Annotated in this window: 23 protein-coding genes, 1 pseudogene and 1 riboswitch; of the genes and pseudogenes, 9 read left to right on the forward strand and 15 right to left on the reverse strand. The window is 56.9% G+C overall.

The features are described from left to right. Window positions 1-36: 36 nt before the first annotated feature. On the forward strand, window positions 37-630 hold the full coding sequence (gene nfuA / locus RHM59_RS03555; protein ID WP_322164577.1) for a Fe-S biogenesis protein NfuA: 594 nt from the start codon (window positions 37-39) through the stop codon (window positions 628-630). Window positions 631-755: 125 nt separating this feature from the next. On the opposite strand, the gene cobM is transcribed toward nfuA, so the two are convergent. Both cobM and RHM59_RS03565 read right to left on the reverse strand, forming a co-directional pair. Further along, window positions 756-1502: a precorrin-4 C(11)-methyltransferase gene (gene cobM / locus RHM59_RS03560; RefSeq protein ID WP_322164575.1), complete on the reverse strand. Its 747-nt coding sequence runs from the start codon at window positions 1500-1502 to the stop codon at window positions 756-758. 50 nt (window positions 1503-1552) lie between these two features. After that, window positions 1553-1963, reverse strand: coding sequence for a cobalamin biosynthesis protein (locus RHM59_RS03565; protein ID WP_322285962.1), 411 nt, complete (start codon window positions 1961-1963; stop codon window positions 1553-1555). Window positions 1964-2076: 113 nt separating this feature from the next. Further along, window positions 2077-2295, forward strand: a riboswitch (cobalamin riboswitch). 99 nt (window positions 2296-2394) lie between these two features. Here RHM59_RS03565 and cobW point away from each other — a divergent pair. Genes cobW through RHM59_RS03585 form a run of 4 tightly spaced genes read left to right on the forward strand, consistent with a single transcriptional unit; the run spans window position 2395 to window position 8940 of the window. Continuing rightward, on the forward strand, window positions 2395-3459 hold the full coding sequence (gene cobW, locus RHM59_RS03570; protein ID WP_322164572.1) for a cobalamin biosynthesis protein CobW: 1065 nt from the start codon (window positions 2395-2397) through the stop codon (window positions 3457-3459). Between the two features lie 3 nt (window positions 3460-3462). Beyond that, window positions 3463-7227: a cobaltochelatase subunit CobN gene (cobN, locus tag RHM59_RS03575; protein ID WP_322285963.1), complete on the forward strand. Its 3765-nt coding sequence runs from the start codon at window positions 3463-3465 to the stop codon at window positions 7225-7227. Between the two features lie 19 nt (window positions 7228-7246). After that, window positions 7247-8260, forward strand: a complete 1014-nt coding sequence (locus RHM59_RS03580; RefSeq protein ID WP_322285964.1) for an ATP-binding protein — start codon at window positions 7247-7249, stop codon at window positions 8258-8260. A 20-nt stretch (window positions 8261-8280) separates the two neighbouring features. After that, window positions 8281-8940, forward strand: coding sequence for a vWA domain-containing protein (locus RHM59_RS03585; RefSeq protein ID WP_416195071.1), 660 nt, complete (start codon window positions 8281-8283; stop codon window positions 8938-8940). 350 nt (window positions 8941-9290) lie between these two features. On the opposite strand, the gene RHM59_RS03590 is transcribed toward RHM59_RS03585, so the two are convergent. Further along, window positions 9291-9557 carry a hypothetical protein gene (locus RHM59_RS03590; RefSeq protein ID WP_322285965.1) on the reverse strand — a complete coding sequence of 89 codons (267 nt, stop codon included), beginning with the start codon at window positions 9555-9557 and terminating at the stop codon, window positions 9291-9293. Window positions 9558-9906: 349 nt separating this feature from the next. On the opposite strand from RHM59_RS03590, the gene RHM59_RS03595 reads away from it, so the two are divergent. Further along, a complete protein-coding gene (locus RHM59_RS03595; RefSeq protein WP_322164567.1) occupies window positions 9907-11232 on the forward strand; it encodes a sigma-54 dependent transcriptional regulator in 1326 nt (441 codons plus the stop codon). A 60-nt stretch (window positions 11233-11292) separates the two neighbouring features. On the opposite strand, the gene RHM59_RS03600 is transcribed toward RHM59_RS03595, so the two are convergent. From RHM59_RS03600 to RHM59_RS25315, 10 genes and pseudogenes are all read right to left on the reverse strand, one after another. After that, window positions 11293-12594, reverse strand: coding sequence for a hypothetical protein (locus tag RHM59_RS03600; protein ID WP_322164566.1), 1302 nt, complete (start codon window positions 12592-12594; stop codon window positions 11293-11295). Window positions 12595-12641: 47 nt separating this feature from the next. After that, the gene (locus RHM59_RS03605) at window positions 12642-13388 is read right to left on the reverse strand and encodes a hypothetical protein (RefSeq protein WP_322164565.1); all 747 of its coding nucleotides are present in this window, start codon (window positions 13386-13388) and stop codon (window positions 12642-12644) included. A 48-nt stretch (window positions 13389-13436) separates the two neighbouring features. Further along, window positions 13437-14117: a C39 family peptidase gene (locus tag RHM59_RS03610; RefSeq protein WP_322164564.1), complete on the reverse strand. Its 681-nt coding sequence runs from the start codon at window positions 14115-14117 to the stop codon at window positions 13437-13439. 71 nt (window positions 14118-14188) lie between these two features. Beyond that, window positions 14189-15139, reverse strand: a complete 951-nt coding sequence (locus RHM59_RS03615; RefSeq protein ID WP_322285966.1) for a heme utilization protein — start codon at window positions 15137-15139, stop codon at window positions 14189-14191. Window positions 15140-15202: 63 nt separating this feature from the next. Further along, the gene (locus tag RHM59_RS03620) at window positions 15203-15781 is read right to left on the reverse strand and encodes an adhesin (RefSeq protein ID WP_322285967.1); all 579 of its coding nucleotides are present in this window, start codon (window positions 15779-15781) and stop codon (window positions 15203-15205) included. Further along, on the reverse strand, window positions 15778-16221 hold the full coding sequence (locus RHM59_RS03625) for a hypothetical protein (protein ID WP_322164561.1): 444 nt from the start codon (window positions 16219-16221) through the stop codon (window positions 15778-15780). The genes RHM59_RS03620 and RHM59_RS03625 overlap by 4 nt, the downstream gene beginning before the upstream one ends. Before the next feature lie 333 nt (window positions 16222-16554). Further along, entirely contained in the window at window positions 16555-17082 is a 528-nt protein-coding gene (locus RHM59_RS03630; protein ID WP_322285968.1) for an AAA family ATPase, read from the reverse strand. Further along, window positions 17079-17642, reverse strand: coding sequence for a nicotinamide riboside transporter PnuC (pnuC, locus tag RHM59_RS03635; RefSeq protein WP_322164559.1), 564 nt, complete (start codon window positions 17640-17642; stop codon window positions 17079-17081). The genes RHM59_RS03630 and pnuC overlap by 4 nt, the downstream gene beginning before the upstream one ends. Before the next feature lie 153 nt (window positions 17643-17795). Beyond that, a complete protein-coding gene (locus RHM59_RS25310) occupies window positions 17796-18647 on the reverse strand; it encodes a methyl-accepting chemotaxis protein (RefSeq protein WP_416195072.1) in 852 nt (283 codons plus the stop codon). 63 nt (window positions 18648-18710) lie between these two features. Continuing rightward, window positions 18711-19472, reverse strand: a pseudogene (locus RHM59_RS25315) (cache domain-containing protein); the annotation flags it as partial. A 218-nt stretch (window positions 19473-19690) separates the two neighbouring features. On the opposite strand from RHM59_RS25315, the gene RHM59_RS03645 reads away from it, so the two are divergent. Both RHM59_RS03645 and RHM59_RS03650 read left to right on the forward strand, forming a co-directional pair. Further along, a complete protein-coding gene (locus RHM59_RS03645; protein ID WP_322285970.1) occupies window positions 19691-20521 on the forward strand; it encodes an undecaprenyl-diphosphate phosphatase in 831 nt (276 codons plus the stop codon). A 12-nt stretch (window positions 20522-20533) separates the two neighbouring features. Then, window positions 20534-20956, forward strand: a complete 423-nt coding sequence (locus tag RHM59_RS03650; RefSeq protein ID WP_322164555.1) for a DUF1294 domain-containing protein — start codon at window positions 20534-20536, stop codon at window positions 20954-20956. On the opposite strand, the gene RHM59_RS03655 is transcribed toward RHM59_RS03650, so the two are convergent. After that, window positions 20950-21300 (reverse strand): MmcQ/YjbR family DNA-binding protein, encoded by a 351-nt coding sequence (locus tag RHM59_RS03655; RefSeq protein WP_322170963.1) that lies wholly within the window; start codon window positions 21298-21300, stop codon window positions 20950-20952. The genes RHM59_RS03650 and RHM59_RS03655 overlap by 7 nt on opposite strands. An 18-nt stretch (window positions 21301-21318) precedes the next feature. Further along, window positions 21319-22239 (reverse strand): LysR substrate-binding domain-containing protein, encoded by a 921-nt coding sequence (locus RHM59_RS03660; protein ID WP_322285971.1) that lies wholly within the window; start codon window positions 22237-22239, stop codon window positions 21319-21321. 127 nt (window positions 22240-22366) lie between these two features. On the opposite strand from RHM59_RS03660, the gene RHM59_RS03665 reads away from it, so the two are divergent. Next, on the forward strand, window positions 22367-22978 hold the full coding sequence (locus RHM59_RS03665; protein WP_322164553.1) for an FMN-dependent NADH-azoreductase: 612 nt from the start codon (window positions 22367-22369) through the stop codon (window positions 22976-22978). Window positions 22979-23067: the final 89 nt, after the last annotated feature.

Consider the following 23067-nt stretch of genomic DNA (forward strand, 5'->3'; position numbering starts at 1 on the left):
TGGCGTAAACTCCGGCTACGTCTGCGAGGAATTTTCATGACCGCTATTACTATTACCGATGCTGCCCACGACTATCTGGCCGATCTGCTCGAAAAGCAGAACACCCCGGGCATCGGCATCCGCGTGTTTATTACCCAGCCTGGCACCCAATATGCTGAAACCTGCATTGCTTATTGCAAGCCGGGCGAAGAAAAACCTGAAGACAACGCCATTGGCCTGAAAAGCTTCACTGCCTGGATTGATAATTTCAGCGAAGCCTTTCTAGACGATGCCGTTGTCGACTACGCCACTGATCGCATGGGCGGCCAACTGACCATCAAGGCGCCAAACGCCAAAGTACCTATGGTCAATGCCGACAGCCCGATCAACGAGCGCATCAACTATTACCTGCAAACCGAAATCAACCCTGGTCTGGCCAGTCATGGCGGGCAAGTGACGTTGATCGATGTGGTCGAAGAAAACGACGAAAACATCGCGGTCCTGCAATTTGGTGGCGGCTGCCAAGGCTGTGGCCAAGCTGACGTTACCTTGAGAGAAGGGATTGAGCGCACATTGCTCGAACGCATTCCTGAACTCAAAGGCGTCCGTGACGTGACCGATCACTCGCAAAAAGAGCACGCCTACTACTAAAGCTGCGGCGTGGCCTGAACAAAAAAGTACCCCGACTGGTTCGGGGTATTTTTTTTGGTTGGAGTTCAGTGCGCGGTGGCTGAAAGACGCCTCGCCAACACGTTGGCTCTTACAGAGGTCATCACTCAAGGCCGAAACACATGGGCATGCCCGGCGCGGTATAGCGATGAGTCGGAAAAGTTGTCATTGCCCAACACCCGGCCCACCAGAATCAACGCGGTGCGGCGAAAACCTTTGGCCTGCACTTTTTCTTCTATGTCCGCCAAAGTGCCTATCACCCAGTCCTGATCCGGCCAACTGGCGCGATGGACCACCGCAATCGGGCAATCGGCGCCGTAGTGGGGAACAAGTTCGGCCACTATCTTGGGCAGATGGTTAACCCCCAGATGAATGGCCATGGTCGCCTGATGCTGCGCCAGGCTGGCCAATTCCTCGCCAACCGGCATCGAGGTTTTATCCGCGTAGCGGGTCAAAATCACGCTCTGGGAAATGTCCGGCAACGTCAGCTCCACACCTAACAGCGCTGCGCACGCAGCGGTGGCGGTAACGCCAGGGATGATCTCGAACGGGATGCTCAACTCGCGCAAGTGACGAATTTGCTCACCGATTGCGCCATACAGGCTCGGATCGCCCGAATGAACCCGGGCGATGTCTTGGCCTTGTTCATGAGCAGACTTCATCACGGCGATGATCTGCTCCAGGTGTAACTCCGCGCTATTGATGACCTGCAACGCGTTATGGCCTTCCAGCACTGCCGTCGGCACCAATGATCCGGCGTAGATAATCACCGGGCAGCTGCGGATCAAACGTTGGCCTTTGACCGTGATCAGCTCCGGGTCGCCGGGGCCTGCGCCGATGAAAAAGACGGTCATGGAATCTCCTGAAGCTGCGAAGGGATAGCTGAAGTGAGCAAGGATGCGGATTATCGACGATTAGGCACATCACCCGCCAAGGCAAATGTCGCGCGTCGGTTTTTGCTGCGGTTGATGAGCAAGGTACCGGGGTGTCCGCTGAGGCGTTGCGCCAGGGCCAGGGCGGCACTTTCTGCCACGCCATGGCAACCGGTATGCGCAAAGGCCAGCGCCGATCGATGGCTCAACTGCGCATCGAAGTCCGCCAGTTCGGCCGAACTGAAAAACACCAAGGGCAGAGCGAGCTGCGTGGCCAGCGCCAGCAGTCCCGGTTCAGCGCTTTTCTGATCAATGGAGGCCAAGGCGGCAATCGCTTCGATGAGAAACCCGTGAGCCGCCAAATTCTGCTCCATCAGTTCAAGCAACAGGCTGGCGGGACAGCCGCGCTGGCAGCCAAGCCCCACCACCAGCGTCGTCGACATCGTGCTGTCCTCAGGTACCGACAAAGCGTGGCAGGAGACCATGACTCAGCGCAAAACGTCAATCGCACATCCCGTCAAACGGCGCTGGTGATTGACCTGCCCAAGGTCACTGCGTAGCCTTGCACGCTTGAGGTTCTCCGGCGCAGGTCGGGGCTAAGAAGGGAACGCGGTCAATGCCGCGGCTGCCCCCGCAACTGTAATCGGTCATGTTCATTGCACAGCCACTGCGCCTGACGCGGGAAGGCGCAATGAACGCGTGCAGGACGTCTCGCGAAGAGGCGCTCGACACGCCACCGCAAGCCAGGAGACCTGCCTCAACATCAGAATTCTCACTACAACCGGGCGGGGTGATCCGGTGGCGAGTTGATCCGCGCGCCTGCGCTGCGTGGTTCTCGTCCTGTTTTGCCCGCCGCTTTGCCAAAGGGCACCCAATGAAAACGCTGGCCAAACTTCCTGTCACCATCGTCACCGGCTTCCTCGGTTCGGGCAAAACCACCTTGCTGCGGCATATGCTCGATAACGCTGACGGTCGGCGCATCGCGGTGATCGTCAACGAGTTCGGCGAACTGGGGATTGACGGCGACCTGCTCAAACAATGCAGCATTGGCTGCACCGAAGAAGAAGCCAATGGCCGGGTGTATGAGTTGGCCAACGGCTGCTTGTGCTGCACGGTTCAGGAAGAGTTCTTCCCCGTCATGCGCGAACTGGTCGCACGCCGTGGCGATCTGGACCACATCCTGATCGAGACCTCTGGCCTGGCGTTGCCAAAACCCTTGGTTCAAGCTTTTCAGTGGCCGGAAATTCGCAACGCCTGCACGGTTGACGCGGTAATCACCGTCGTCGATAGCCCGGCAGTACTGGCCGGTACCTTCGCGGCATTCCCGGATCAAGTCGATGCCCAACGAAAGCTGGATCCGAACCTGGACCATGAATCGCCGCTGCACGAGTTGTTCGCCGATCAGCTGTCCAGCGCTGATCTGGTAATCCTCAACAAGGCTGACAAGATGGACGCTGCCGGCCTCGCCGCAGTCCGTGCCGAAGTCTCGGAAGAGCTGCCGCCAGCGGTGAAAGTGATCGAAGCCAGCAATGGTCGCTTGCCGATCAGCGTGTTGTTGGGTTTGGCCGCCGAGTCCGAGTTGCATATCGACGGTCGCCATAGCCATCACGATTCTCATGAAGGCGCAGACCCTGCCGATCATGACCATGACGCATTCGACTCGATCTCAATCACCTTGCCGCAGGCTGACGAAAGCGTGTTACTCGATGCCTTGAACCAATTGGTGGTGCAGCACGGTATTTTGCGGGTCAAAGGCTTTGCCGCGATTCCGGGCAAACCGATGCGTTTGCTGATTCAGGGTGTCGGTACCCGTTTCGACAAACATTTCGACCGCGCGTGGCGTGCCGACGAAGAGCGAGTAACCCATTTGGTGTTGATCGGTCAGAAGCTCGACGCCGGGGTGCTTGAAGCCCAGTTGCGCGCAACGGTTGCTGGCTGACCCATGCATTTACTGAGAACCCAGCCCGGCGGATTCGTCCCCGACGACAGCATCGCCGATTTGGGGCAAACCCCGGCCGAGCTGGTGATTCTCTGTAGCGGCGATTCCCACTTGGCGCTGCTCGCTGAAGCGGCGCAACAGTTACCCGACGACTACCCAAGTCTGCGCCTAGCCAACCCGATGCAAGTGCAGAATCATGCATCGGTGGACCTGTATGTCGACCAAGTGCTGCGACACGCCAAGGTTATTTTGATTTCGCTGCACGGCGGTATCGGTTATTGGCGTTACGGCGTCGAGCGCCTGGTGCAGTTGGCTGAGCGTGGTGTGAAGCTGATTCTGGTGCCCGGCGATGACCGGCCTGACCCGGAGCTTAGCGGCTTAAGCAACGTGACGGCGGAAGAGGGCGAGCGGCTTTGGCATTTTTTGCGCCAGGGCGGCCTGCACAATGCGCTGGAGCTGTATCGGTGCTTGGCCAGTCGCTTTCTGGCGCGTGACTATCCATGGGCTGAACCGGCCACCCTGCCACGTACCGCGATTTATCACCCGCACATAACCAACGCGAACCTGAGCGATTGGCAAGCCCAATGGCAGCCGTCGCAACCGGTGGTAGGGCTGCTGTTTTATCGCTCCCATCTGCAAGCGGCCAACACTGGATTTATCGACGTGTTTTGCGCCCGTTTGCAGGCTCAGGGCCTGAATCCACTGCCCATTGCAGTCGCCAGCTTGAAAGAAGCGGGTTGTCTGGCGGTGGTGGAGGACCTGTTCGATCAGGTCCGGGCTGAGCTGATCCTCAATACCACCGGCTTTGCCCAATCCAGCCCCGAAGCCCCTCATCTGCGACCGTTTCGGCGCAACGTGCCGGTCATTCAAGCTATTTGTGCGCAGGACAACGAGCCCGCTTGGCAGGCCAGTGAACAAGGCTTGGGCGCGCGGGACTTGGCAATGCACATCGCGTTGCCGGAGCTGGACGGGCGGATTATCAGTCGGCCGATCAGTTTCAAGGACTTGGCGTGGCACAGCGAACGCAGCCAGTCGGACGTGGTGTGTTATCGCGCTCAGCCTGAACGCATGGATTTTGTCGCCGAGTTGGCGCAGCGCTGGATTGAGCTGGCACGGCTGCCGAACGAGCAAAAACACATTGCACTGATACTTGCCAATTACCCGACCCGCGATGGTCGCATCGGCAATGGCGTGGGCCTGGACACACCCGCCGCCGCGCTGAATATTTTGCGCGAGATGCAGGCGCAGGGTTACCTGCTGACACCGTTGCCCGAAAGCGGTACGGCCTTGATCCATGCGCTGCTCGGCGGCGTCACCAATGATTTGGAAACCATTGACCAACGTCCTTGCGAGCAGAGCATGGCGCTGGACGATTACTGGGCGGCATTCAGTCAATTGCCATTGGCCAATCAACAGGCGGTGACTGCGCGTTGGGGTGCGCCACAGGCCGATCCGATGTTTCGCGCCGAGCGCATGATGATTGCTGGGCTGCGTTTTGGAATGACCTTCGTTGGTATTCAGCCAGCACGGGGTTACCAGGTCGATGCCAGTGCGGTCTATCACGACCCGGATTTGGTGCCGCCCCACGGCTATCTCGCGTTCTATTTCTGGTTGCGCACAGCCTACGGCGCCCATGCGGTGATCCATGTTGGCAAACACGGCAATCTTGAATGGTTGCCGGGCAAAGGCGTGGGGTTGTCAGAGACCTGCTGGCCGGACGCGGTATTAGGCGCGATGCCGAACATCTATCCGTTCATCGTCAACGATCCGGGCGAGGGGGCTCAAGCCAAGCGCCGTACCCAAGCGGTGATCATCGACCACTTGATGCCGCCGTTGACCCGAGCCGAAACCTATGGCCCGTTGCGTGACCTGGAAGTGCTGGCCGACGAGTTCTACGAAGCGCAATTGCTCGATCCACGCCGGGCACGGGAACTGCAACGCGACATTCTTAAGCTGGTCCGGGAAACCCACATCGACCGCGAGCTGCAACTGGGCGAGCAGCTCGACAGCGACGCCGATGCGGGGGGCTGGCTGCCGCGTCTGGACACCTATTTGTGCGACCTCAAGGAATCGCAGATTCGCGACGGTTTGCACATTTTCGGCGAATCGCCCAGCGGTCGGTTGCGCATCGACACCTTGCTGGCCCTATTACGCATCCCCCGAGGCGACGGCCGTGGCGCTCAATCGAGCTTGCTACGGGCCCTGAGCAAAGCTCTCGATTTAGGTTTCGACCCGTTGAACTGTGAGTTATCCGAGCCTTGGAACGGCCCTCGGCCCGATGCGTTGCTCAGCGTCAGCCAAGACCCTTGGCGAACGGCTGGCGACGTTCGAGAGCGGTTGGAATTGTATGCGGCGCAGCTGATTGAGCAAGTGCTGCACGGGTCACCAATAGACGAGTTATCTGAAAACAATGACTTAAAACTTATTCTTCATTCATTGCGCGAAGTGGTTGCGCCGCGCCTTGATGCCTGTGGCCTGGCTGAAATGCAAGGGTTGCTCGATGCACTGAGCGGTCGATTTGTCCCGGCAGGCCCCAGCGGCGCACCGAGCCGTGGTCGCCTCGACGTACTGCCGACCGGGCGCAATTTTTTCTCAGTAGACGTGCGAAACCTGCCGACCACCACCGCGTGGCGTATTGGTTTCCAGTCGGCCAACCTGCTGCTTGAGCGTCATTTGCAGGACCACGGCGATCACTTGCGTCAGTTGGGTCTGTCGGTGTGGGGCACCGCTACCATGCGCACCGGTGGCGACGACATCGCACAGGCCATGGCCCTGATGGGCGTGCGTCCGGTCTGGGCCACCGGCAGTCAGCGGGTCGATGATTTTGAAATTTTGCCGCTGAGCCTGCTGGATCGTCCTCGGGTCGACGTGACGCTGCGGGTTTCCGGGTTCTTTCGCGATGCATTTTCCAACCTGATTCGACTGTTTGATGCGGCCGTACAGGCCGTCGCTGCCTTGGATGAACCGGATGAGCTGAACCCGCTGGCGGCCAAGGTCCGCGAAGAACGGCTCAGGTTTGAACGCGAAGGTTTAACCACTGAGGACGCGTCGCGCCAAGCGGGTTGGCGTATTTTCGGCGCCAAACCGGGTGCCTACGGCGCAGGGGTGCAAGGCGCCATCGACGGGCGTTTGTGGCAAACCCGCGATGACTTGGCCGAGGTTTACCTGAATTGGGGCGGTTACGCGTACGGCGTGGCCGACGAAGGCACGCCCGCCCGGGAGCGTTTCGCCCAACGCCTGGGCCAAGTGCAAGCGGTTCTGCAAAACCAGGACAATCGCGAGCATGACCTGCTCGATTCCAATGACTATTACCAATTCCAGGGCGGCATGCTGGCTGCGGTGGAAAGCCTCAGCGGCCAACCCGCCGCCAGCTACCACGGCGACCACAGTCAGCCGGATTTACCGAAAATTCGAACCCTTAAAGAAGAGCTGAATCGGGTGGTGCGCTCCCGTGCGGCCAACCCGAAGTGGATCGAAGGGGTCAAACGCCACGGTTACAAAGGCGCGTTTGAGATGGCCGCAACCGTGGACTTCTTATTCGCCTTCGACGCCACGACTCAGTTGATCGACGATCATCAATACGCATTGCTGGCTGATGCATATTTGCTTGACCCATCGACCCGGGATTTTATTCAGCAGCACAATCCAGATGCACTGCGGGACATGACCGAACGCATGCTGGAGGCTCAGCAGCGCGGGCTCTGGCAAGCACCCGGCGATTACCGCCAGGCCCTGGAAAACCTGCTGCTGGACATCGAAGAACATTGATCACTTTTGAGAATTGTCCATGAGCGATATCCCGCATTTCCCCCTCGCGGCAGTGGTGGGCGCCGACGAACTCAAGTTGGCCCTGTGCTTAACAGCCATCGACCCGAGAATCGGCGGCGTGCTGATCGAAGGGCCCCGAGGCATGGCCAAATCGACCCTTGCCCGTGGGTTGGCCGATCTGCTGGCCAGCGGGCAATTCGTCACGCTGCCGTTGGGTGCGACCGAGGAGCGGCTGGTCGGGACATTGGACCTGGACGCTGCATTGAGTGAGGGGCGGGCACAGTTTTCACCGGGCGTTCTGGCCAAGGCCGACGGCGGAGTGTTGTACGTCGATGAAGTCAATCTGCTGCCAGATCTCCTGGTTGATTTGTTGCTCGACGTCGCCGCCAGTGGCGTCAACGTTGTGGAGCGCGACGGTATCTCCCACCGTCATTCTGCGCGTTTCGTGTTGATTGGCACCATGAACCCTGAAGAAGGTGAGTTACGCCCACAGCTACTGGACCGCTTTGGCTTGAACGTAGCCCTTAGTGGGCAGACCGCGCCGGCCGAGCGTGGGCAGATTATCCGTCGACGTCTGGATTTCGATAACGACCCCGTGGCCTTTTGCGCTGCGTGGGAGACCCAGCAAGAAGCGCTGAAACAGCGCTGCGAGCAGGCCCGGGCGCTGCTACCGACCATTGCGCTGGACGACAACGCCCTGGCGCAGATCACCGAGCGCTGTTTCGAGGCCGGCGTTGATGGCATGCGGGCGGATCTGGTTTGGTTACGGGCAGCGCGCGCCCATGCGGCGTGGCGAGGGGCATGGGAAATCGTCGACGAGGACATCAACGCAGTGGCGGAATTTGCCCTACGTCACCGGCGCCGTAATCCACCGCCGCCGAACGAGGCCACTGCACCGCCCGTCACGGATCAGTCTCCCAACGAACAACCTGACGACACGCGTGACGGCCAGGGCAATTGGGGAGCATTACCTGCGCAAGCCGTGCCCGTCGGCCAGCGCCGTGAAGTGCCGAGCTGGCCAAAAAAGCCGTAGGCATCCGCCCTCGTTTAGCGCTGGGGGCGGATGCCACCCCCCGCCCCGGCAGCCTGATCGGCGGCAAACGCGGCGCTGCGCGGAACGGCGTCGACGGCGCAGTTCGCTGGGTACCGACCCTGTTTAGGGGTCGACCGCGTACCCGAAAAGACCTGATTCGCATGCCGCGCAGCAGCCAGCCTCAGGAATTGTGGTTGGTCATCGTCGACGCCTCGGCCTCTACTCGACGTCATCACGCGCTGAGTCAGGCCAAAGGGTTATTAAGCCAGTTGTTCGATGACGCCTACCGCCGCCGCGTGCGCCTGGCGCTGTTGACAGCCAGTGGTGACTCACCGCGCTGGCAGCATCAAGGCCTAAAAGCCCCAGCCGGTTTGAAGCCATGGTTGGACGACTTGGGGGCGGGGGGCGGAACCCCGCTTTTTGCTGCGTTGCAATTGGCTAATCATTGGCTGACCGTGCGGCAACAACAGCGTCCGAACGAGCAACAACGGGTTTTAGTACTGACTGATGGCCGTGTGAAAGATATGCCGGTGATGGCCAAGCTCGAATGCCCCAGTGTGTTGATTGATATTGAATCCGGGCCAATAAGGTTGGGAAGGGCGTTGCAACTGGCGTCGGCGCTAGGGGCGGATTATTGCCACATTGATGCGTTGTCGATAAAGGGCATATTTGCGTGGTAATAAGTGGTGTGTCAGATGGGACGTCTCGCCATAATTTTGTAGGAGCTGCGGAAGGCTGCGATAAGATTTCTCTGCGCCTACCCTTTCTTATCTGCCGAAGTTTCTGTGGGAGTTGGCTTGCCAACGAAAGCGTCAATGCAGGCGACCCAAATTTCAGGTTGGCATCAGCGGCGCGATGACGGGACTCTTCGCAGGCAAGCCTGCTCCCACAGTATCTTCTGCTGCTGTCCTGTGTTTGCTGCGCGACAGCGCGTCGTCGAAGACGTGGCGGACTCTCCTACAGTTCTCGGGCGATCCCTATAAAACCTGTAGGAGCCAACGTGTTAGCGATGCGTTGGACTTGAAGCGCCTCAAACCGGCATCGACCACGGCATCAATCTGTACCCCCCCTGCCTGATCTCAGCCCGCACCTGTTCCAACAGTCGTTCCAACTGCGCAGGGTCGCAATAAACGCTGCTGGGGATTCGTTGTCGGCCAATGCTGTTATTCGTGCGGTCAATGACCGTCAAATTAAGTTCGCCGTTACCGTCTTGCGGGGCCCAGGCGACGCATTGAAAAGGTTCGAATGCATGACCCGCGATCAAAAGTGCTTCGTTAAAGCGCAATGGAACGTTCATGAGGGTTCCTCTCTGTGTCCTGAATAGTTCATTCACCGTCGATGGGCTTACCGTTCGGCTGGTTCCTTTTACTGATGATCTCAGCGTCGGGTTAAGTCACAACCCCTTGTAAAAAAATTAATAATCCAGTGTTTCATCGGTGAGCGCCTGTGGCTGGGGATCTCCGGGCAGTACGCGATATGAAACAACCGGCTTCCTGTCATTACCGAGTTAATTCATTAGTGGTTTTAGTTAGGAAAAATATAGCTAAACAATATAAGCGCGCGTCAATGTTTTGCTAGTGTTACAGCCGGGCTTGCCAACTTACTGTTTCTAAAAGAGTTATAAAATCTGGCGTCAAGGAATCTCTATGCAAGAATCGGCTCCACTGCGTCGCCTGTTAGTTGTTGATCCCTGCGACGATTGTCATCGATTGATCCCCGCGCTACGCGATGCTGGGTGGGGTGTAGACAGCAGCACCTTGGAGTTGGCGGTTGAACGTTCCTGTGATGTGGGCTTGCTTCGGCTATTGCCTTATCACGTCGAACACCCGGAAGCGGTCAAGGATTTGATCACCCGCAGTCACACCGAATGGATCGCCGTGGTCAGTCCTGAAGACCTCCGGCGCCAGCAGTTCGGTGATTTCGTCTGCGAATGGTTTTTTGATTTTCATACCTTGCCGTTCGATGTTTCCCGCGTTCAGGTCACCCTTGGGCGTGCCTACGGCATGGCACGTTTGCGTGGACAGGGAGCGGTTCAAGTTCGAGAACTCGAACATGAACTGCTGGGGGAAAGCCGGCCGATCCGTGAACTGCGCAAATTACTGAGCAAACTGGCGCCCACCGAATCGCCGGTATTGATTCGTGGCGAAAGTGGCACGGGCAAAGAGTTAGTCGCTCGCACCTTGCACCAGCAGTCCCACCGCAAAGGCAAACCTTTTGTGGCGATCAACTGCGGCGCGATTCCTGAGCACCTTATTCAGTCCGAGCTGTTCGGTCACGAAAAAGGCGCGTTCACAGGGGCCCATCAACGCAAGATCGGCCGCATCGAAGCCGCCAATGGCGGCACGTTGTTTCTCGATGAAATTGGCGACTTACCCTTGGAGTTGCAAGCCAACTTGTTGCGCTTTCTTCAGGAAAAACACATTGAGCGCGTGGGCGGTCGTGAACCTATCTCGGTCGATGTTCGGGTGTTGGCGGCGACCCATGTGGACCTCGAAGCGGCCATTGCGTTAGGCCGGTTTCGCGAAGATTTGTATTACCGGTTAAATGTCCTGCAAGTGGGCACCGCACCGTTGCGTGAGCGCCACGGTGATTTGGCGATGCTGGCCAACCATTTTGCGCACTTTTATAGCCAGGAAACAGGCCGTCGTCCGCGTAACTTTAGTCAGGATGCGCTGGTGGCCATGGGCAAACATGACTGGCCGGGCAACGTTCGTGAACTGGCAAACCGGGTTCGTCGTGGGCTGGTGTTGGCTGAAGGTCGACAAATCGAAGCAGTTGATTTGGGGCTGGTGGGCCAGCATGAAGTGATCAGCACCATGGGCACGCTGGATGACTATAAGTCCCGGGCCGAACGTCAGGCACTGTGTGACGTACTCACACGGCACAGCGATAACCTCAGTGTGGCCGCCAAGGTATTGGGCGTGTCGAGGCCGACTTTTTACCGGTTGCTGCATAAACATCAGATTCGTTGAAGCCTACAGGTCGTAAACAAAAAGCCCGCGATGATCGCGGGCTTTTCATGTAAGCCATCTTTAGAAGTAGTACGGGAATTTAACGCTGAAGGTGAAGTCCGGTGCGTCAGAGGTGAGGCCCACGGAAAGGTTAGGCACGATGGTCAGTTTGTCTGAGACCGCGAGGGTCATGCCGATGTTGAAGTAACCGGCGTTAGCATCGCTGTTGCTGATAGTTTGCCAGCCTGCGCCATCCTGATTGACCTTGCTTTTCATCGCGATCAAATCAGACACCGAGAACGACATGCTCATTTTTTCGTTCAGGGCGAACGCAATGCCTGCGCCTATTTGGAACGTATCGCCCAGCTTGACCTTGCCCGGCACTTTAATGCCTTCGGTAGGGCTGATGTCGCCGAACGAATCTTGCAGGTTGTAGGTGTAAGCAATGCTGCCAAACAGCACGGCAGGGTCAATGGTTTTAACCAGCGACAGGCCCGGCGTCACCGACCATAGGCCGTTGCCAGTCGGCAGGCTTTCGGGTGTCGAGAGGTTGTCGTTTTGGCTGGAGCGTTGCAGTTTGATGCCATACGGGTCTTTGCCCGTGGGCGCCTTGACCCGGAAGGTAAAGATCGCGTCGGGCCTGTTGGCGGTTTCATCGAGGAATTTATACGCCACCCCGAAGTTGATATCGCCCACGGTCGGATTGCGTTTGACGTCGACTTCGGAGATGGCGGTGGACGAGTTGCCAGCCCCCGCTGAGGAGTAGGTGGTGTCGCGATAGATGACCGGCACGTTGAGGTCGAACTGCCAACGTTGATCAAAGTTATAACGGCCGGTCAAGTCCAGGGTCCAGTTGTCGGCCTTGACTTGATCGACGCCGATGCTGCCGAGGAAGATTGAATCCAGCGCCAGGAAGCCATTGAGGATCAATTGGTGCGTGTCGTAGTGGGTATAGGTAAGGCCGGTCTCCAGGCTGAAAGTGCCGCCGCCGAAAAACCCGCTGGCCTCGTCATACAGGTTGGTCACGCTTTGCGCCGGTGCCGAATCGTCTTTCAGCGATTGCCCATACGAACTGCTGGAGGCTGATGTGCCGGGCGCGCGGGCGTCGCTGCTGGCGGTGGACACGGTGCTGCCGTTGTTGGCCGGTGTGGCCGGTGAACGAACCAGCCGTTTGGGTTGCGGCGTAGCGGGTTGGTCTTCGACCTGGCGAACCCGTTGTTCCAGCACCATTAAGGCTTTTTGCTGAACGTCGTAACGTTGTTTCAGTTCCAGAAGTTCCTGTTTCAGTGTGTCGACATCGGCATCTGTTGCCGCCTGAATAAAGGTCGCTGGCAATAGTGCACTTAAACAAACAACCGCGCGAAACGAGAACGATCGGGACATAGTTTTTAGCCTTCCATGAGTGTCTTTTTTATGAGACAGAGCGTAGTTCAATAACCCAGGGATCGGAGCCCCTTTAATTGCTCAAGGTTATTATTTAATGAACCGGCGGAAGGGAGATCGTTTCGTAGCACAACATTGAGTTGCGTCAAGTTTTGAACCTGATTTCCAGCGCCGATCAGATTGACTGCTTGGCTCACACCACCCGCGGCAATACGTTGCAAAGCATCCCCCTGATTATTAGCGGCCTGGATGGCTAACTGCACGCCACCGTTGACTGACGATACCGACAACGCACCGGCGCCATTCGCTGTGCTGAGGGTTGTTCCGCTGTTTAAGAGTTCGCCCTGATGGGTTGCAATACTGGGCACTTGTCCGTTTTGCTGGACGTTAATATCGACGGTGTTATTGGCGCTGTTGCTGTCACCCGCCGTTCGGGTGCTTTGCGCCACGCCTTGAACAGTGTTCAAACCGGCACCGCCAGTGATAGAACCGCTGCCGATTACCGGCGTAGAACCATCACCTTTTTGATTGATAAGCGAAACGTAGAATTGAGGCTTGATAGTATTTTGTTGGACTTGCAGTGTTGTTTTTGCCCCCAGCACATCGCCCGCGGCGTTTTGCCAGGTGCTGGTCATGGTCATTCCGAAATAAACAATTCGGTCCGGCATGACATAACGCCCGCGCAATTGGGACAGTTCCTGGTCTTTAAGTTCGATGGGTTGAAATAATGACGAGGCGTGCGTGGGTAAACTAGCGGCCAGGCAAGCGGCGGCTAACCACTGGTGCATGTTCATGTGCGGCTCCCGGTGCTGTTTTTATTATTGGTAAATCATCAAGTGTTTTTAAAAGAAATCACTTTTCATAAAGCCAAAATCCAACAACTCAGCATCCCGCACCGGTTTAAAGGTGTCCAACCGACCCTTGGCAGTCACCGGCAGAGGAGGATCCAGTAAGGCGTTATTCTTGTCATACCCTGGGCCAATAACCGCGAAAATGATGCCGTTCCAACCTTTTGCAAAATCCTCGCGGGAATAACGCTTGTGACCCAATACCGGATCGCCGATATAGACCCACTCTTTTTGCGCTTTTTGCATGACTACAAAGTGCTTGTAACCGCGAATATCCATCAGCACTACTACCGGGATGGTCAGGCGATCCAGGCTGTCTGCTGGAATGCGGTAACCGCGCGCGCGCATACCGATGCTTTCTACATAGCGTTTCATGTCGAGCATTGAGAAGCCCTGAGTGCGCACCAGTTTCTGGTCCGCGGTCACGAGCATGCCCTCAATCAGTTGGTTTTCCGTGACATCCAGCCAATAGGCTTGACGCAATACTGTGGCCAGTGCGGCAGCGCCACAGCTGAAATCAGTTTTTTGTTCGACTAAATCGCTAAAACGACGCTCGCGAATGCTTTGAACGTGCTTATACACCAGGTTCGCTCCGGGCAACCCTGGGACCGCCATTTGGCCGGCCTGGGTCAGCCCCGCCAGAAATAACAAGCAGAAAAGGGCGCTGCTGCGCATGGTTTAAGCCTCTGCATTGTGCAGCTGGAAAAAAGGGGGCTCTCCAGGAGAGCCCCCGTTCACCGTTGCCTTTACATGCAGGCTTTGCAGCCCGCCGCGATGGACAGCGAGTTGCTTTGTTGGTTGCCGATGCCAGCCGCCACGTTGGCGCCGACGTTGCCCGACACGTTGTTCAACGAATTGCTCAACGATGCGCTGTTGGTCACAGGGTTGGCCCAACCACTTGGGGTCAATACCTGATAAGTCGCCACGCCGCTCAGCTCAACAGTGCCGCTTTCGGTGAAGGCCAGTTTGTCTTTGGTGCTGCGTTCGCCACCCCAGCCGCGGTGCTCATTATTAGCCACGGTGCCTTCGCCTTTGCCCTTGTAGGTACCGGTGACGTCAACGGTGTCTTTCAGGGTGACTTTGTCAAAGGTCTGAGTTGCGTAGTTGCCCACGGAAGTGGCGCTGGAGGTCTGGTTAGCCGACGCCGATGCCGACGCAACACGACCGCCAGATACCGCGATGGCCAGGTTGTTTTTCTGTTGGTTGTAGTCGCCAGAAGTGACGTTCACTCCCACGTTACCCGAGCTGCTATTGGCCGAGTTGCTGAGCGACGCGTTGCTGTGAGTGGAGTAGTTGCCCGCTGCGTTACCGGTGTTGGTCTGGGTCGCGCTGGTCGCCGAAATAGCGCTGCCGAAAATGAAGCTTTCGTCAGCGGTTGCGATGGCCGCAGCGTTGTCCTGTTGGTTCGCGTCGCCGCCCGCGACGTTGATCCCCAAGTTGCCATTGGCGTTAGAGGCCGAACCTTCGACGGTCGCATTGTTTTGCGTGCCTTGGTTAAGGACAGTGTTGTCATGGCTGCTCTGTGAATCCATCACGGTGGCTGCGGAACCGGCATTAACGAGCAGGCTCAGCAGAGGGCTTGGATCGTTATCATTTCCACGATGGTCGTTGCTGCCGTGTTCAGCCGCTTGAGCGGCTACTGCGAGGACTGCTGCCAGTGCAAAAACCAAAGGCTTAATTGCCATTGTAGGTTTCATGGTGTTTCTCCATTTTTATTAGATAGCTAAGTGTTGGGACCTTTGCTGCGGTTTACCGCTGGGTCAGTTCGAGACCCGGACGCTCAGGGCGTTGATCGATTGATTTCCCACCCCGGCGCTCTGGTTCAATTGAACGACCCCCCGACTACCGGTGAAGGCCTGATCGCTGGTAGCGACCTGGCGATTGCCGGGGGAATGTTCAGATGAACCGGAGCCTTGCAACAGCGCCACGTTTTGCTGTGACAGGGCGCTGTCGTCGATGCTTTGCGGCTGAACACTGATGCTCAGGCGCACGGCGTTGATTTGTTGGTTGTTGGCGCCGGAGGACTGGTTGACCCCCAGAATCCCGTCGCCATTGCTGAAAGCGTTGCCTTCGATAACGGATCGCGCATCCCGTGCAGGGTCGGCGCGGGTGCTGATTTGCTGACGGTATTGGCCGGTGGATTGCGCCTGCGTGCCAATAGCGATGGCGCGGCCGTTTACTTGTTGCTGTTGATCGCCGGCCGCTTGGTTGACCGAAACATTGCCTTGATAGCCTTGCCCGGTATTGCTGATGGCGGATTGGTCAACCACCGGACTGTTTGAGTCGGCAAGCGCCGCACAGGAGCAGAGCCATGCGCTAATCAGCAAAAAGCGGCTCATTTCATGTCTCCTGTCATCATTCGCAGCGGCGCCAAACCTTGTTGTACGGCGCTGGTCACTTGTCCGCCGATGCCGCCAGTGGATCCGCCCGAATGGCCTGCGTTAAGTCCGGGCAATCCACGGCCAAGCGCATCCGTACCGCGCAAACTTCCGCCGGGCATCATCAAGTGGGTAATAGTTGCGCCGCTGCTGACACTGGCAAAGTCGCCGTCAGATAATTCAGAACTGCCCACGGCCCCGAGAATTTGACTCGACGGGTTGGCACTGACAGTGGTGGGATTTGGATCAGGACGCATCACGGGACGGGTTGCAACGTGGGGCTGAACGGTGCGTTCAAGAACAATCTCACCGTTACCCGCAAAAGCAGAAAGATGCATGAATGTGCTACTGACGCAGCCCATCATTAGTAGGCTAAATACGCCTTTTTCGAAACGCCCCATGACCTTCTTCCTTGTGAGATGCGCTGGCCCTAATCAGCGATGCAAGGAGAGAGAGCAGGAGCTGTGCCGCTTTTGTTTAGTTGATGAAAATCAACGGATTAAGACGAGGTGTTGTGAAATTGAATTGCGCCTGTAACGGTGCTGATACAGATTCAAACGGATAGAAGGGGCGTTTACGCGCATCAGACCGACGGCAACACCTCAATGCGAGTGTTTCATTGGCTTAACACATAAAGGCATTTTGATAGCGGAGCTGTCTGGGACAGGCGGTTGTGTGATTTATGTGTATCAGCAGCGGACACTTCACTCGAAGTTTTGCGCTTTTTGAAGACTTTATACGCGGTCCAGGAGTTGGCTGATCGCAATAAAGGCCTGTCGTTCGCGGGACGTCCAATCACCCCCTATGACCTGGTACGGCTGAGCGTGTTTTTCGAGCCACTGCTGACTGGCGTCAAAAAACCTTTGGCGATCATTTAAATCCGGCTGGCAGCGCTGGCCATCGCTGACCCATTCAGACCCCTCAGCCGCCAGCAACAGGTGCAAATCGTAGCGGCGAAGCAATAGTTGTGGCTCAAGCCAAGCGGGGCAATCGCCAAACAGCGTCTGGCTCCACAGCATGTTGTTTAACAAGTGGGTATCGAGGATCAACAATGTCGACTCTGTGGCCCGCGCGGCGTCTTCCCACGCCAATTGACCTTGGGCGATGGCGCTTATGTCGGCATAGCAGGTTTCACGCTGGGTTTCTTCAATGAAGTGGCGCACGTATTCGCCCACCACCTGACCGCCAAAGCGTGCCTGAATACGGGCCGCCAGCGAACTCTTGCCACTGGATTCTGGTCCTGACAATACGAGCACCTTCATCGGGCAAGCGCCGGATCGTTGCGCCACTCACGCCAGCCTTGAACCGCAATCAAAGTAAACAACGCGTACAGGGCCGCAGTGAGGTAGAGGTCTTTGTAGACAAAAAGGCTGACAAAAATCACATCCAGCACAATCCATAACGGCCAACATTGCACGCGCTTTTGCGCCATCCACACTTGCGCGACCAAGCTGAAACCGGTCAGCGTTGCATCCAGCCAAGGTTGAGCCGCGTCGGTGAAATACGCCATCGCAGCGCCCAATACCACGCTGACCAACCCGCCAATCACCAGGCTCATCAGCAGTGAACTCGTTGCCAGATAACTGACTGACCGCCCTGGGTGGGCTGAGTCACGACGTGTCCATTGCCACCAGCCGTACACTTGCAATACGGCATACACCACTTGCAACAGCATGTCCGAATACAGCTTCACTTCGAAAAACACCCACGTATACAGCAGCACCATGACCAAGCCGATGGGCCAGCACCAGCGATTCTGTTTCACCGTCAACCACACAGCAGTGACGCCTAGTGCGGCAGCGAAAAGTTCAAGCCCGGACATGACAACTCCTTGGGACAGCGGGGATAAAGGCGCGGGGGATTGTAAGCGGGTTGGGGAATGGTGGGGAAGGAGAGGGTGTGAGCGCCCGCGCCCGGCGAGGTACGGGCGCTGCGTTAGGGGGAAGGCTAGTCCCGATAGGGGACTAGCGCAGGCCTAAACCCGGAACTGTCCCAACAACGTTTTCAAACGATCACTCAGCGTGCGCAATTGAACGCTGGCGGTGCTGGAGCGTTCTGCGGCATAGGCTGCGTCTTGCGACAAGCTTGCGGCTTGAGTGACGTTCTGGTTGATGTCTTCGACCACATGCGCCTGTTCCAACGTGGCGCTGGCAATCGAGGCATTCAAGCCATTGAGGTTACGCAACGCCTGGGTAATAGACGCCAGGCTCGCACCGGCCTGGTTGGCTTGGTCGATGGTCAACTGCGACGCATGGCTGCTGTCGCCGATCACTTTGACCGCCGCGTTGGAATGACCCTGCAAGCGTTCAATCATCGTCTGGATTTCAGCCGTTGATTTTTGTGTACGTTGTGCCAATAAGCGAACTTCATCCGCCACCACCGCAAAGCCGCGACCTTGTTCGCCGGCCCGCGCCGCTTCAATGGCTGCGTTTAGCGCCAGCAAGTTGGTCTGGTCAGCGATGGAACGGATGACCTCCAACACACTGCCAATCTGTGTGCTTTCAGCTGCCAGGGTTTGGATGACGGCCACGGCCTGGGTAATCGTATTGGACAAAAGATCGATCTGGCGCAAGCTGCTGTCGATGTTGACCTGGCCCTGTTTGGCTTGGTTTTCCGCGTCGCGCATTTCGCTGGCGGCCTGTTCGGCGTTTTTCGCTACGTCCTGAACGCCGTAGGTCACTTCGTTGATGGCGGTCGCCACAAGTTCCATCTGCTGCGATTGTTGCTGGCTATGGACTTGCGCCTGGCTGGCGCTGCTGCCCAGCTCGGTCGAGGCCAGACCCAGCGCCGACGAGGCATCCATCAACTGCTCAACCACGAGCTTCATTTTGGTAGTGAACGCATTGAAGTGGTTCGCGAGTTGCGTCACCTCGTCGCGTCCATGGGTGTCCAGGTTGCGGGTAAGGTCGCTTTCGCCGCTGGAAATATTCGCCATGGCGTCCACTGCGTCTTGTAACGGTCGGACGATGCTTCTGGAGATCAACACCACCAACAACGCCATCAACACCGCAATGCTGAATCCGGCAATCGATGCTTTCCACACTTGCGCATAGAACTCGGCCTGCAAGTCATCAATGTACACACCTGAACCGACTACCCAACCCCACGGCTCGAATAGTTGAACGAAAGAAGTTTTTTCGACTGCGGTGCTTGAGCCTAGTTTTGGCCAGCGGTAATTCAGCGGACCTGCGCCTTTGCTTTTCGCGATGGCGACCATTTCATTGAAGATAAACACACCATCGGCGTCTTTGATCGCCGACAGGTCCTGGCCTTCGAGCTTTTGGTTGGCCGCGTGCATGATCATCACCGGACGCAAATCGTTGATCCAAAAGTACTCGCTCTGGTTATAGCGCAGCCCCCGCACGACGGCCTGTGCCTGTTGCTGCGCTTGATCGCGACTGAGCTTGCCTGCCGTTTCTTGATCGTGGAAATACGTAAGAATGCCGCTGACGGTTTCTACAAGATGATGAGTTTTTTCGGACTTTCCGGCATACAGGTCAGTGTGGATTTGCTTGAGCATCAACACGCCGAGCATAAATAGCATAAATACCGAGACCACTAAAATCAGCCAGAGACGGCGGCTGATCGACATACTGCGCAAGCTATTCATGAGGTTCCACTCCATAACGATTTGTTCTTGTTTTGCTGTCATGCAACCGCATCAGAGCATGCACTACATTGTTCACTGTACAGCGTTAATAACCTGTGTCTGACAGGATTTCGGCGCGGTAGGCCTAAACATGAGGGACTCACACCTTTTTCACGTATTAATGGTCACACTCTTAGTCCGATAGGTATCGGACGTCGCGTACTCACTTCAATAGACATACTAAATAGGGCATGCCGAGCGCACTGCCCCATGGGGGAATGATGGATCTTTGGACCGCCGCACAAGCGACGATACTTGGGGTTGTTGAAGGGCTGACGGAGTTTCTGCCGATATCCAGTACGGGGCATCAGATCATCGTCGCCGACTTGATCGGCTTCGGTGGTGAACGGGCAATGGCGTTTAACATCATCATCCAGCTCGGGGCAATTCTGGCGGTGGTGTGGGAGTTTCGGCGCAAGATTCTCGATGTTGTCACTGGGCTGCCCAAGCAACGCGAAGCCCAGCGTTTTACCGTGAACCTGATTATTGCGGTGTTGCCCGCAGTCGTCTTGGGCATTATGTTTGCCGACTTGATTCACCAATACCTGTTCAACCCGATTACGGTCGCTACGGCGTTGGTTATCGGCGGCGTGGTCATGTTGTGGGCCGAGCGTCGCCAGCACGTGGTACATGCCGAGACCGTGGATGAAATGACCTGGGTCGACGCCTTGAAGGTGGGTTGCGCGCAATGCCTGGCGATGATTCCGGGCACGTCGCGCTCTGGTGCAACGATTATCAGCGGTTTGTTGTTCGGTCTTTCACGCAAGACCGCTACCGAGTTTTCGTTCTTCCTGGCCATGCCAACGATGGTAGGCGCCGCTATTTATTCGGGCTTTAAATATCGTCATCTGTTCCAGCCGGATGATTTTCCGGTGATTGCGGTTGGCTTTGTGGTGTCGTTTATTTTTGCCATGATCGCGGTCCGTGCGTTGTTGAAATACATCGCCACCCACAGCTATGCGGCATTTGCCTGGTACCGGATCGTCTTCGGCCTGTTGATCCTCGCCACCTGGAAGTTTGGCTGGATCGATTGGTCGTCGGTCTCGGCGTAAGGGACCATAAACATGGACCAGCGCGCTCAATCCCGCTCAGTGAAACGGCCGACACAGTATTTGCGAGTCAAGCTGTTTATCTTACTGGGATTGAGTGCGCTGCCGGTTTTCGGGGCGCTGTCGATGCTTATCGGCCGCGTCTCAGCGATCCCTGCGTGTCTTTATGGCGTGATGAGCGTGCTGACCTTCTTTCTCTACTGGCGAGATAAATCCCAGGCGCGGAATGAAGGATGGCGTACACCAGAAAAAGTCTTGCACGTTGTTGAGCTGCTGGGTGGTTGGCCGGGCGGTTTAGTTGCGCAGCAAATCTTGCGGCATAAAACCCGCAAAGTGTCTTATCAGGTGGTTTTTTGGCTCATCGTTGTAGCGCATGAGCTGTTCTGGCTCGATCGTCTGTTACTGGGCGGGCGTTTCCTGGCCAGACACCTTTACTGATCAAGCTTCAACCCAATCTGACGAATCTTCGGTAGCTTGCTGACCACTAACTGGTGAGAACGGGTCAGCAGTTCGCGCAGTTCATTGTCGCTTAGGGGGTAGGGTGGGGCGATGCTGACCCAATAAGCGCGGGCTAGATAAGGTGCCGGGCGAATGCCAGGGCGGTCGACATAACCAAGAAACAGCTCGGGCCCGATTTTGAACGATAAGCCCATGCCTGCGAGATCAAGCACCGCAAACATCTTGTTCTGCACCACGGAAAATACCCGGGTGCCCCCCCATTTATAATCTTCCCGAGCGCCCGGAAGGGTCATGCAAAACTGTGCAACCTGTTCTGAGGTCATCATGGTTATCCTTGACAATCAGCGTTGGAAACAGCCTTGCTCACCTGCATTATGGGCAAAGGCTGCGCTGATGTGATCGATCCACGCCCTTACCGCCGGCAGTGTACCGCGCCGTTGGGTATAAGCCGCCTGCAAATGCCCGCTGGGCAATGACCAGTCAGGCAGCAATTGAATCAGACGTCCATCGGCCAGTTCATCGCGACAGTTCATCATTGGGAGCATGCTAAAACCCAGCCCTCTTAAGGCGGCGGTCTTTCGGATAGGGAAGTCATCGATGGCCAGCCGCGCGTCCATGGACATATCGCAACGCGTGCCGCTGGTGTGCACCAACTGATAATGAACCTTGCGATCCGCCTCAATGGCGCCCAGTACCGGGAGGCTGGATAAGTCTTGTGGCGTGTTGATGATTCGGTTGACCAGCAATGCAGGCGCCGCGACCAGTACGGCCGTTGTCGGAGCCAGGTTCCGGACAATCAGGCTTGGGTCTTCATCACCGATATCACGCACTCGTAACGCCACGTCGATGCCTTCGTTAACCAAATCAACTCGGCGGTTGACCAGCAGCATTTCCAGCTGAACTTGAGGGAAGCTGGCGACAAAATCACTGACCACGTGGGACAGTTCCCAGTGGACCAACCCCACCGGGCATGAAACCCTGAGCCGACCCCTGGGTTCGGCGGACAGCGAAGCCACCGCTTCATCGGCCATGTCTGCTTCGAGCAGCATCGCCTGGCAATGCTGAAGATAGCGTTCGCCCACGGCTGTCAGCGCCAATTTGCGCGTAGTGCGTTGCAGCAAGCTGGCATTGAGGCGAGTTTCCAGCTCCGCGATTCGCCGTGACAGGCGTGACTTGGGAATCCCCAAGACCCGCCCAGCCGCAGCGAAACCACCGGCTTCCACCACCTTCGCAAAGTAATACAGATCGTTAAGATCCTGCATCGGAAAACCTGACTGTTCTATGAGTGGGACGAACTATCGCATTTCTTCTGACTAATCAGCTATTACTTTGCACTGTAGGATGATCCGCACTTGGTCGCCCAGCGGCGATTCCTACTTGGAGAGCTTCATGAAACTTTTGCACCTCGATTCAAGCATTCTTGGCGACCACTCTGCTTCCCGCCAGCTCAGCCGTAGCGTCGTTCAGGCATGGAAAGCGGCTGAAACTGACGGCCAAGTGACCTACCGTGACCTGGCTCAAGACCCGCTGGGCCATTTCTCTGCCGCCACGCTGGCCGCAGGCGGCACACCGAGTGAAGCCCGCAACGCCGCTCAACTGGCTGAAGTCGATAACAACGAAGCGATTCTGCAAGAATTCCTGGCGGCAGACGTCGTGGTGATCGGTGCGCCGATGTACAACTTCAGCTTGCCGACCCAGCTGAAAGCCTGGATCGACCGCATCTCGGTTGCCGGCCGTACCTTTGCCTACGACGAGAACGGTCCAAAGGGCCTGTGCGCTGGCAAAAAAATCATCATCGTTTCAACGTCGGGCGGCCTGCATGTTGGCCAGCCGTCGAGCGTTGGTCACGAAGACTATCTAAGGCTGCTGTTTGCTTTCATCGGCATTACGGATATTCAATTCGTCTTCGCTCACGGTTTGGCCTACGGTGAAGAACCCCGTGCCAACGCTATGACCGCCGCAGAAAAACAGATCAACGAAACTCTGTTTGCCGTTGCGTAATAGCGTCATCGCTTAATAACACTGCTGCCAAAAAACTCCACAGTCCGCGCTGTCAAGCAAGGAGCCTGTGGAGTTTTTGCGTTTAGCGC

The organism is Pseudomonas sp. MH10, assembly GCF_034353045.1.
Lineage (GTDB): Bacteria > Pseudomonadota > Gammaproteobacteria > Pseudomonadales > Pseudomonadaceae > Aquipseudomonas.

Excerpts from the sequence above, each read along its gene's own strand:
- RHM59_RS03610 (WP_322164564.1), bottom strand. The coding sequence starts at position 14,117 with ATGCGCAGCAGCGCCCTTTTCTGCTTGTTATTTCTGGCGGGGCTGACC.
- RHM59_RS03615 (WP_322285966.1), bottom strand. The coding sequence starts at position 15,139 with ATGAAACCTACAATGGCAATTAAGCCTTTGGTTTTTGCACTGGCAGCA.
- cobN (WP_322285963.1), top strand. The coding sequence starts at position 3,463 with ATGCATTTACTGAGAACCCAGCCCGGCGGATTCGTCCCCGACGACAGC.
- nfuA (WP_322164577.1), top strand. The coding sequence starts at position 37 with ATGACCGCTATTACTATTACCGATGCTGCCCACGACTATCTGGCCGAT.
- RHM59_RS03665 (WP_322164553.1), top strand. The coding sequence starts at position 22,367 with ATGAAACTTTTGCACCTCGATTCAAGCATTCTTGGCGACCACTCTGCT.
- cobW (WP_322164572.1), top strand. The coding sequence starts at position 2,395 with ATGAAAACGCTGGCCAAACTTCCTGTCACCATCGTCACCGGCTTCCTC.
- RHM59_RS03630 (WP_322285968.1), bottom strand. The coding sequence starts at position 17,082 with ATGAAGGTGCTCGTATTGTCAGGACCAGAATCCAGTGGCAAGAGTTCG.
- RHM59_RS03625 (WP_322164561.1), bottom strand. The coding sequence starts at position 16,221 with ATGGGGCGTTTCGAAAAAGGCGTATTTAGCCTACTAATGATGGGCTGC.
- cobM (WP_322164575.1), bottom strand. The coding sequence starts at position 1,502 with ATGACCGTCTTTTTCATCGGCGCAGGCCCCGGCGACCCGGAGCTGATC.
- RHM59_RS03605 (WP_322164565.1), bottom strand. The coding sequence starts at position 13,388 with ATGAACATGCACCAGTGGTTAGCCGCCGCTTGCCTGGCCGCTAGTTTA.
- RHM59_RS03590 (WP_322285965.1), bottom strand. The coding sequence starts at position 9,557 with ATGAACGTTCCATTGCGCTTTAACGAAGCACTTTTGATCGCGGGTCAT.
- RHM59_RS03595 (WP_322164567.1), top strand. The coding sequence starts at position 9,907 with ATGCAAGAATCGGCTCCACTGCGTCGCCTGTTAGTTGTTGATCCCTGC.
- RHM59_RS03620 (WP_322285967.1), bottom strand. The coding sequence starts at position 15,781 with ATGAGCCGCTTTTTGCTGATTAGCGCATGGCTCTGCTCCTGTGCGGCG.
- RHM59_RS03600 (WP_322164566.1), bottom strand. The coding sequence starts at position 12,594 with ATGTCCCGATCGTTCTCGTTTCGCGCGGTTGTTTGTTTAAGTGCACTA.
- RHM59_RS03655 (WP_322170963.1), bottom strand. The coding sequence starts at position 21,300 with ATGACCTCAGAACAGGTTGCACAGTTTTGCATGACCCTTCCGGGCGCT.
- RHM59_RS03660 (WP_322285971.1), bottom strand. The coding sequence starts at position 22,239 with ATGCAGGATCTTAACGATCTGTATTACTTTGCGAAGGTGGTGGAAGCC.
- RHM59_RS03645 (WP_322285970.1), top strand. The coding sequence starts at position 19,691 with ATGGATCTTTGGACCGCCGCACAAGCGACGATACTTGGGGTTGTTGAA.
- pnuC (WP_322164559.1), bottom strand. The coding sequence starts at position 17,642 with ATGTCCGGGCTTGAACTTTTCGCTGCCGCACTAGGCGTCACTGCTGTG.
- RHM59_RS25310 (WP_416195072.1), bottom strand. The coding sequence starts at position 18,647 with ATGAAGCTCGTGGTTGAGCAGTTGATGGATGCCTCGTCGGCGCTGGGT.
- RHM59_RS03580 (WP_322285964.1), top strand. The coding sequence starts at position 7,247 with ATGAGCGATATCCCGCATTTCCCCCTCGCGGCAGTGGTGGGCGCCGAC.
- RHM59_RS03565 (WP_322285962.1), bottom strand. The coding sequence starts at position 1,963 with ATGTCGACGACGCTGGTGGTGGGGCTTGGCTGCCAGCGCGGCTGTCCC.
- RHM59_RS03650 (WP_322164555.1), top strand. The coding sequence starts at position 20,534 with ATGGACCAGCGCGCTCAATCCCGCTCAGTGAAACGGCCGACACAGTAT.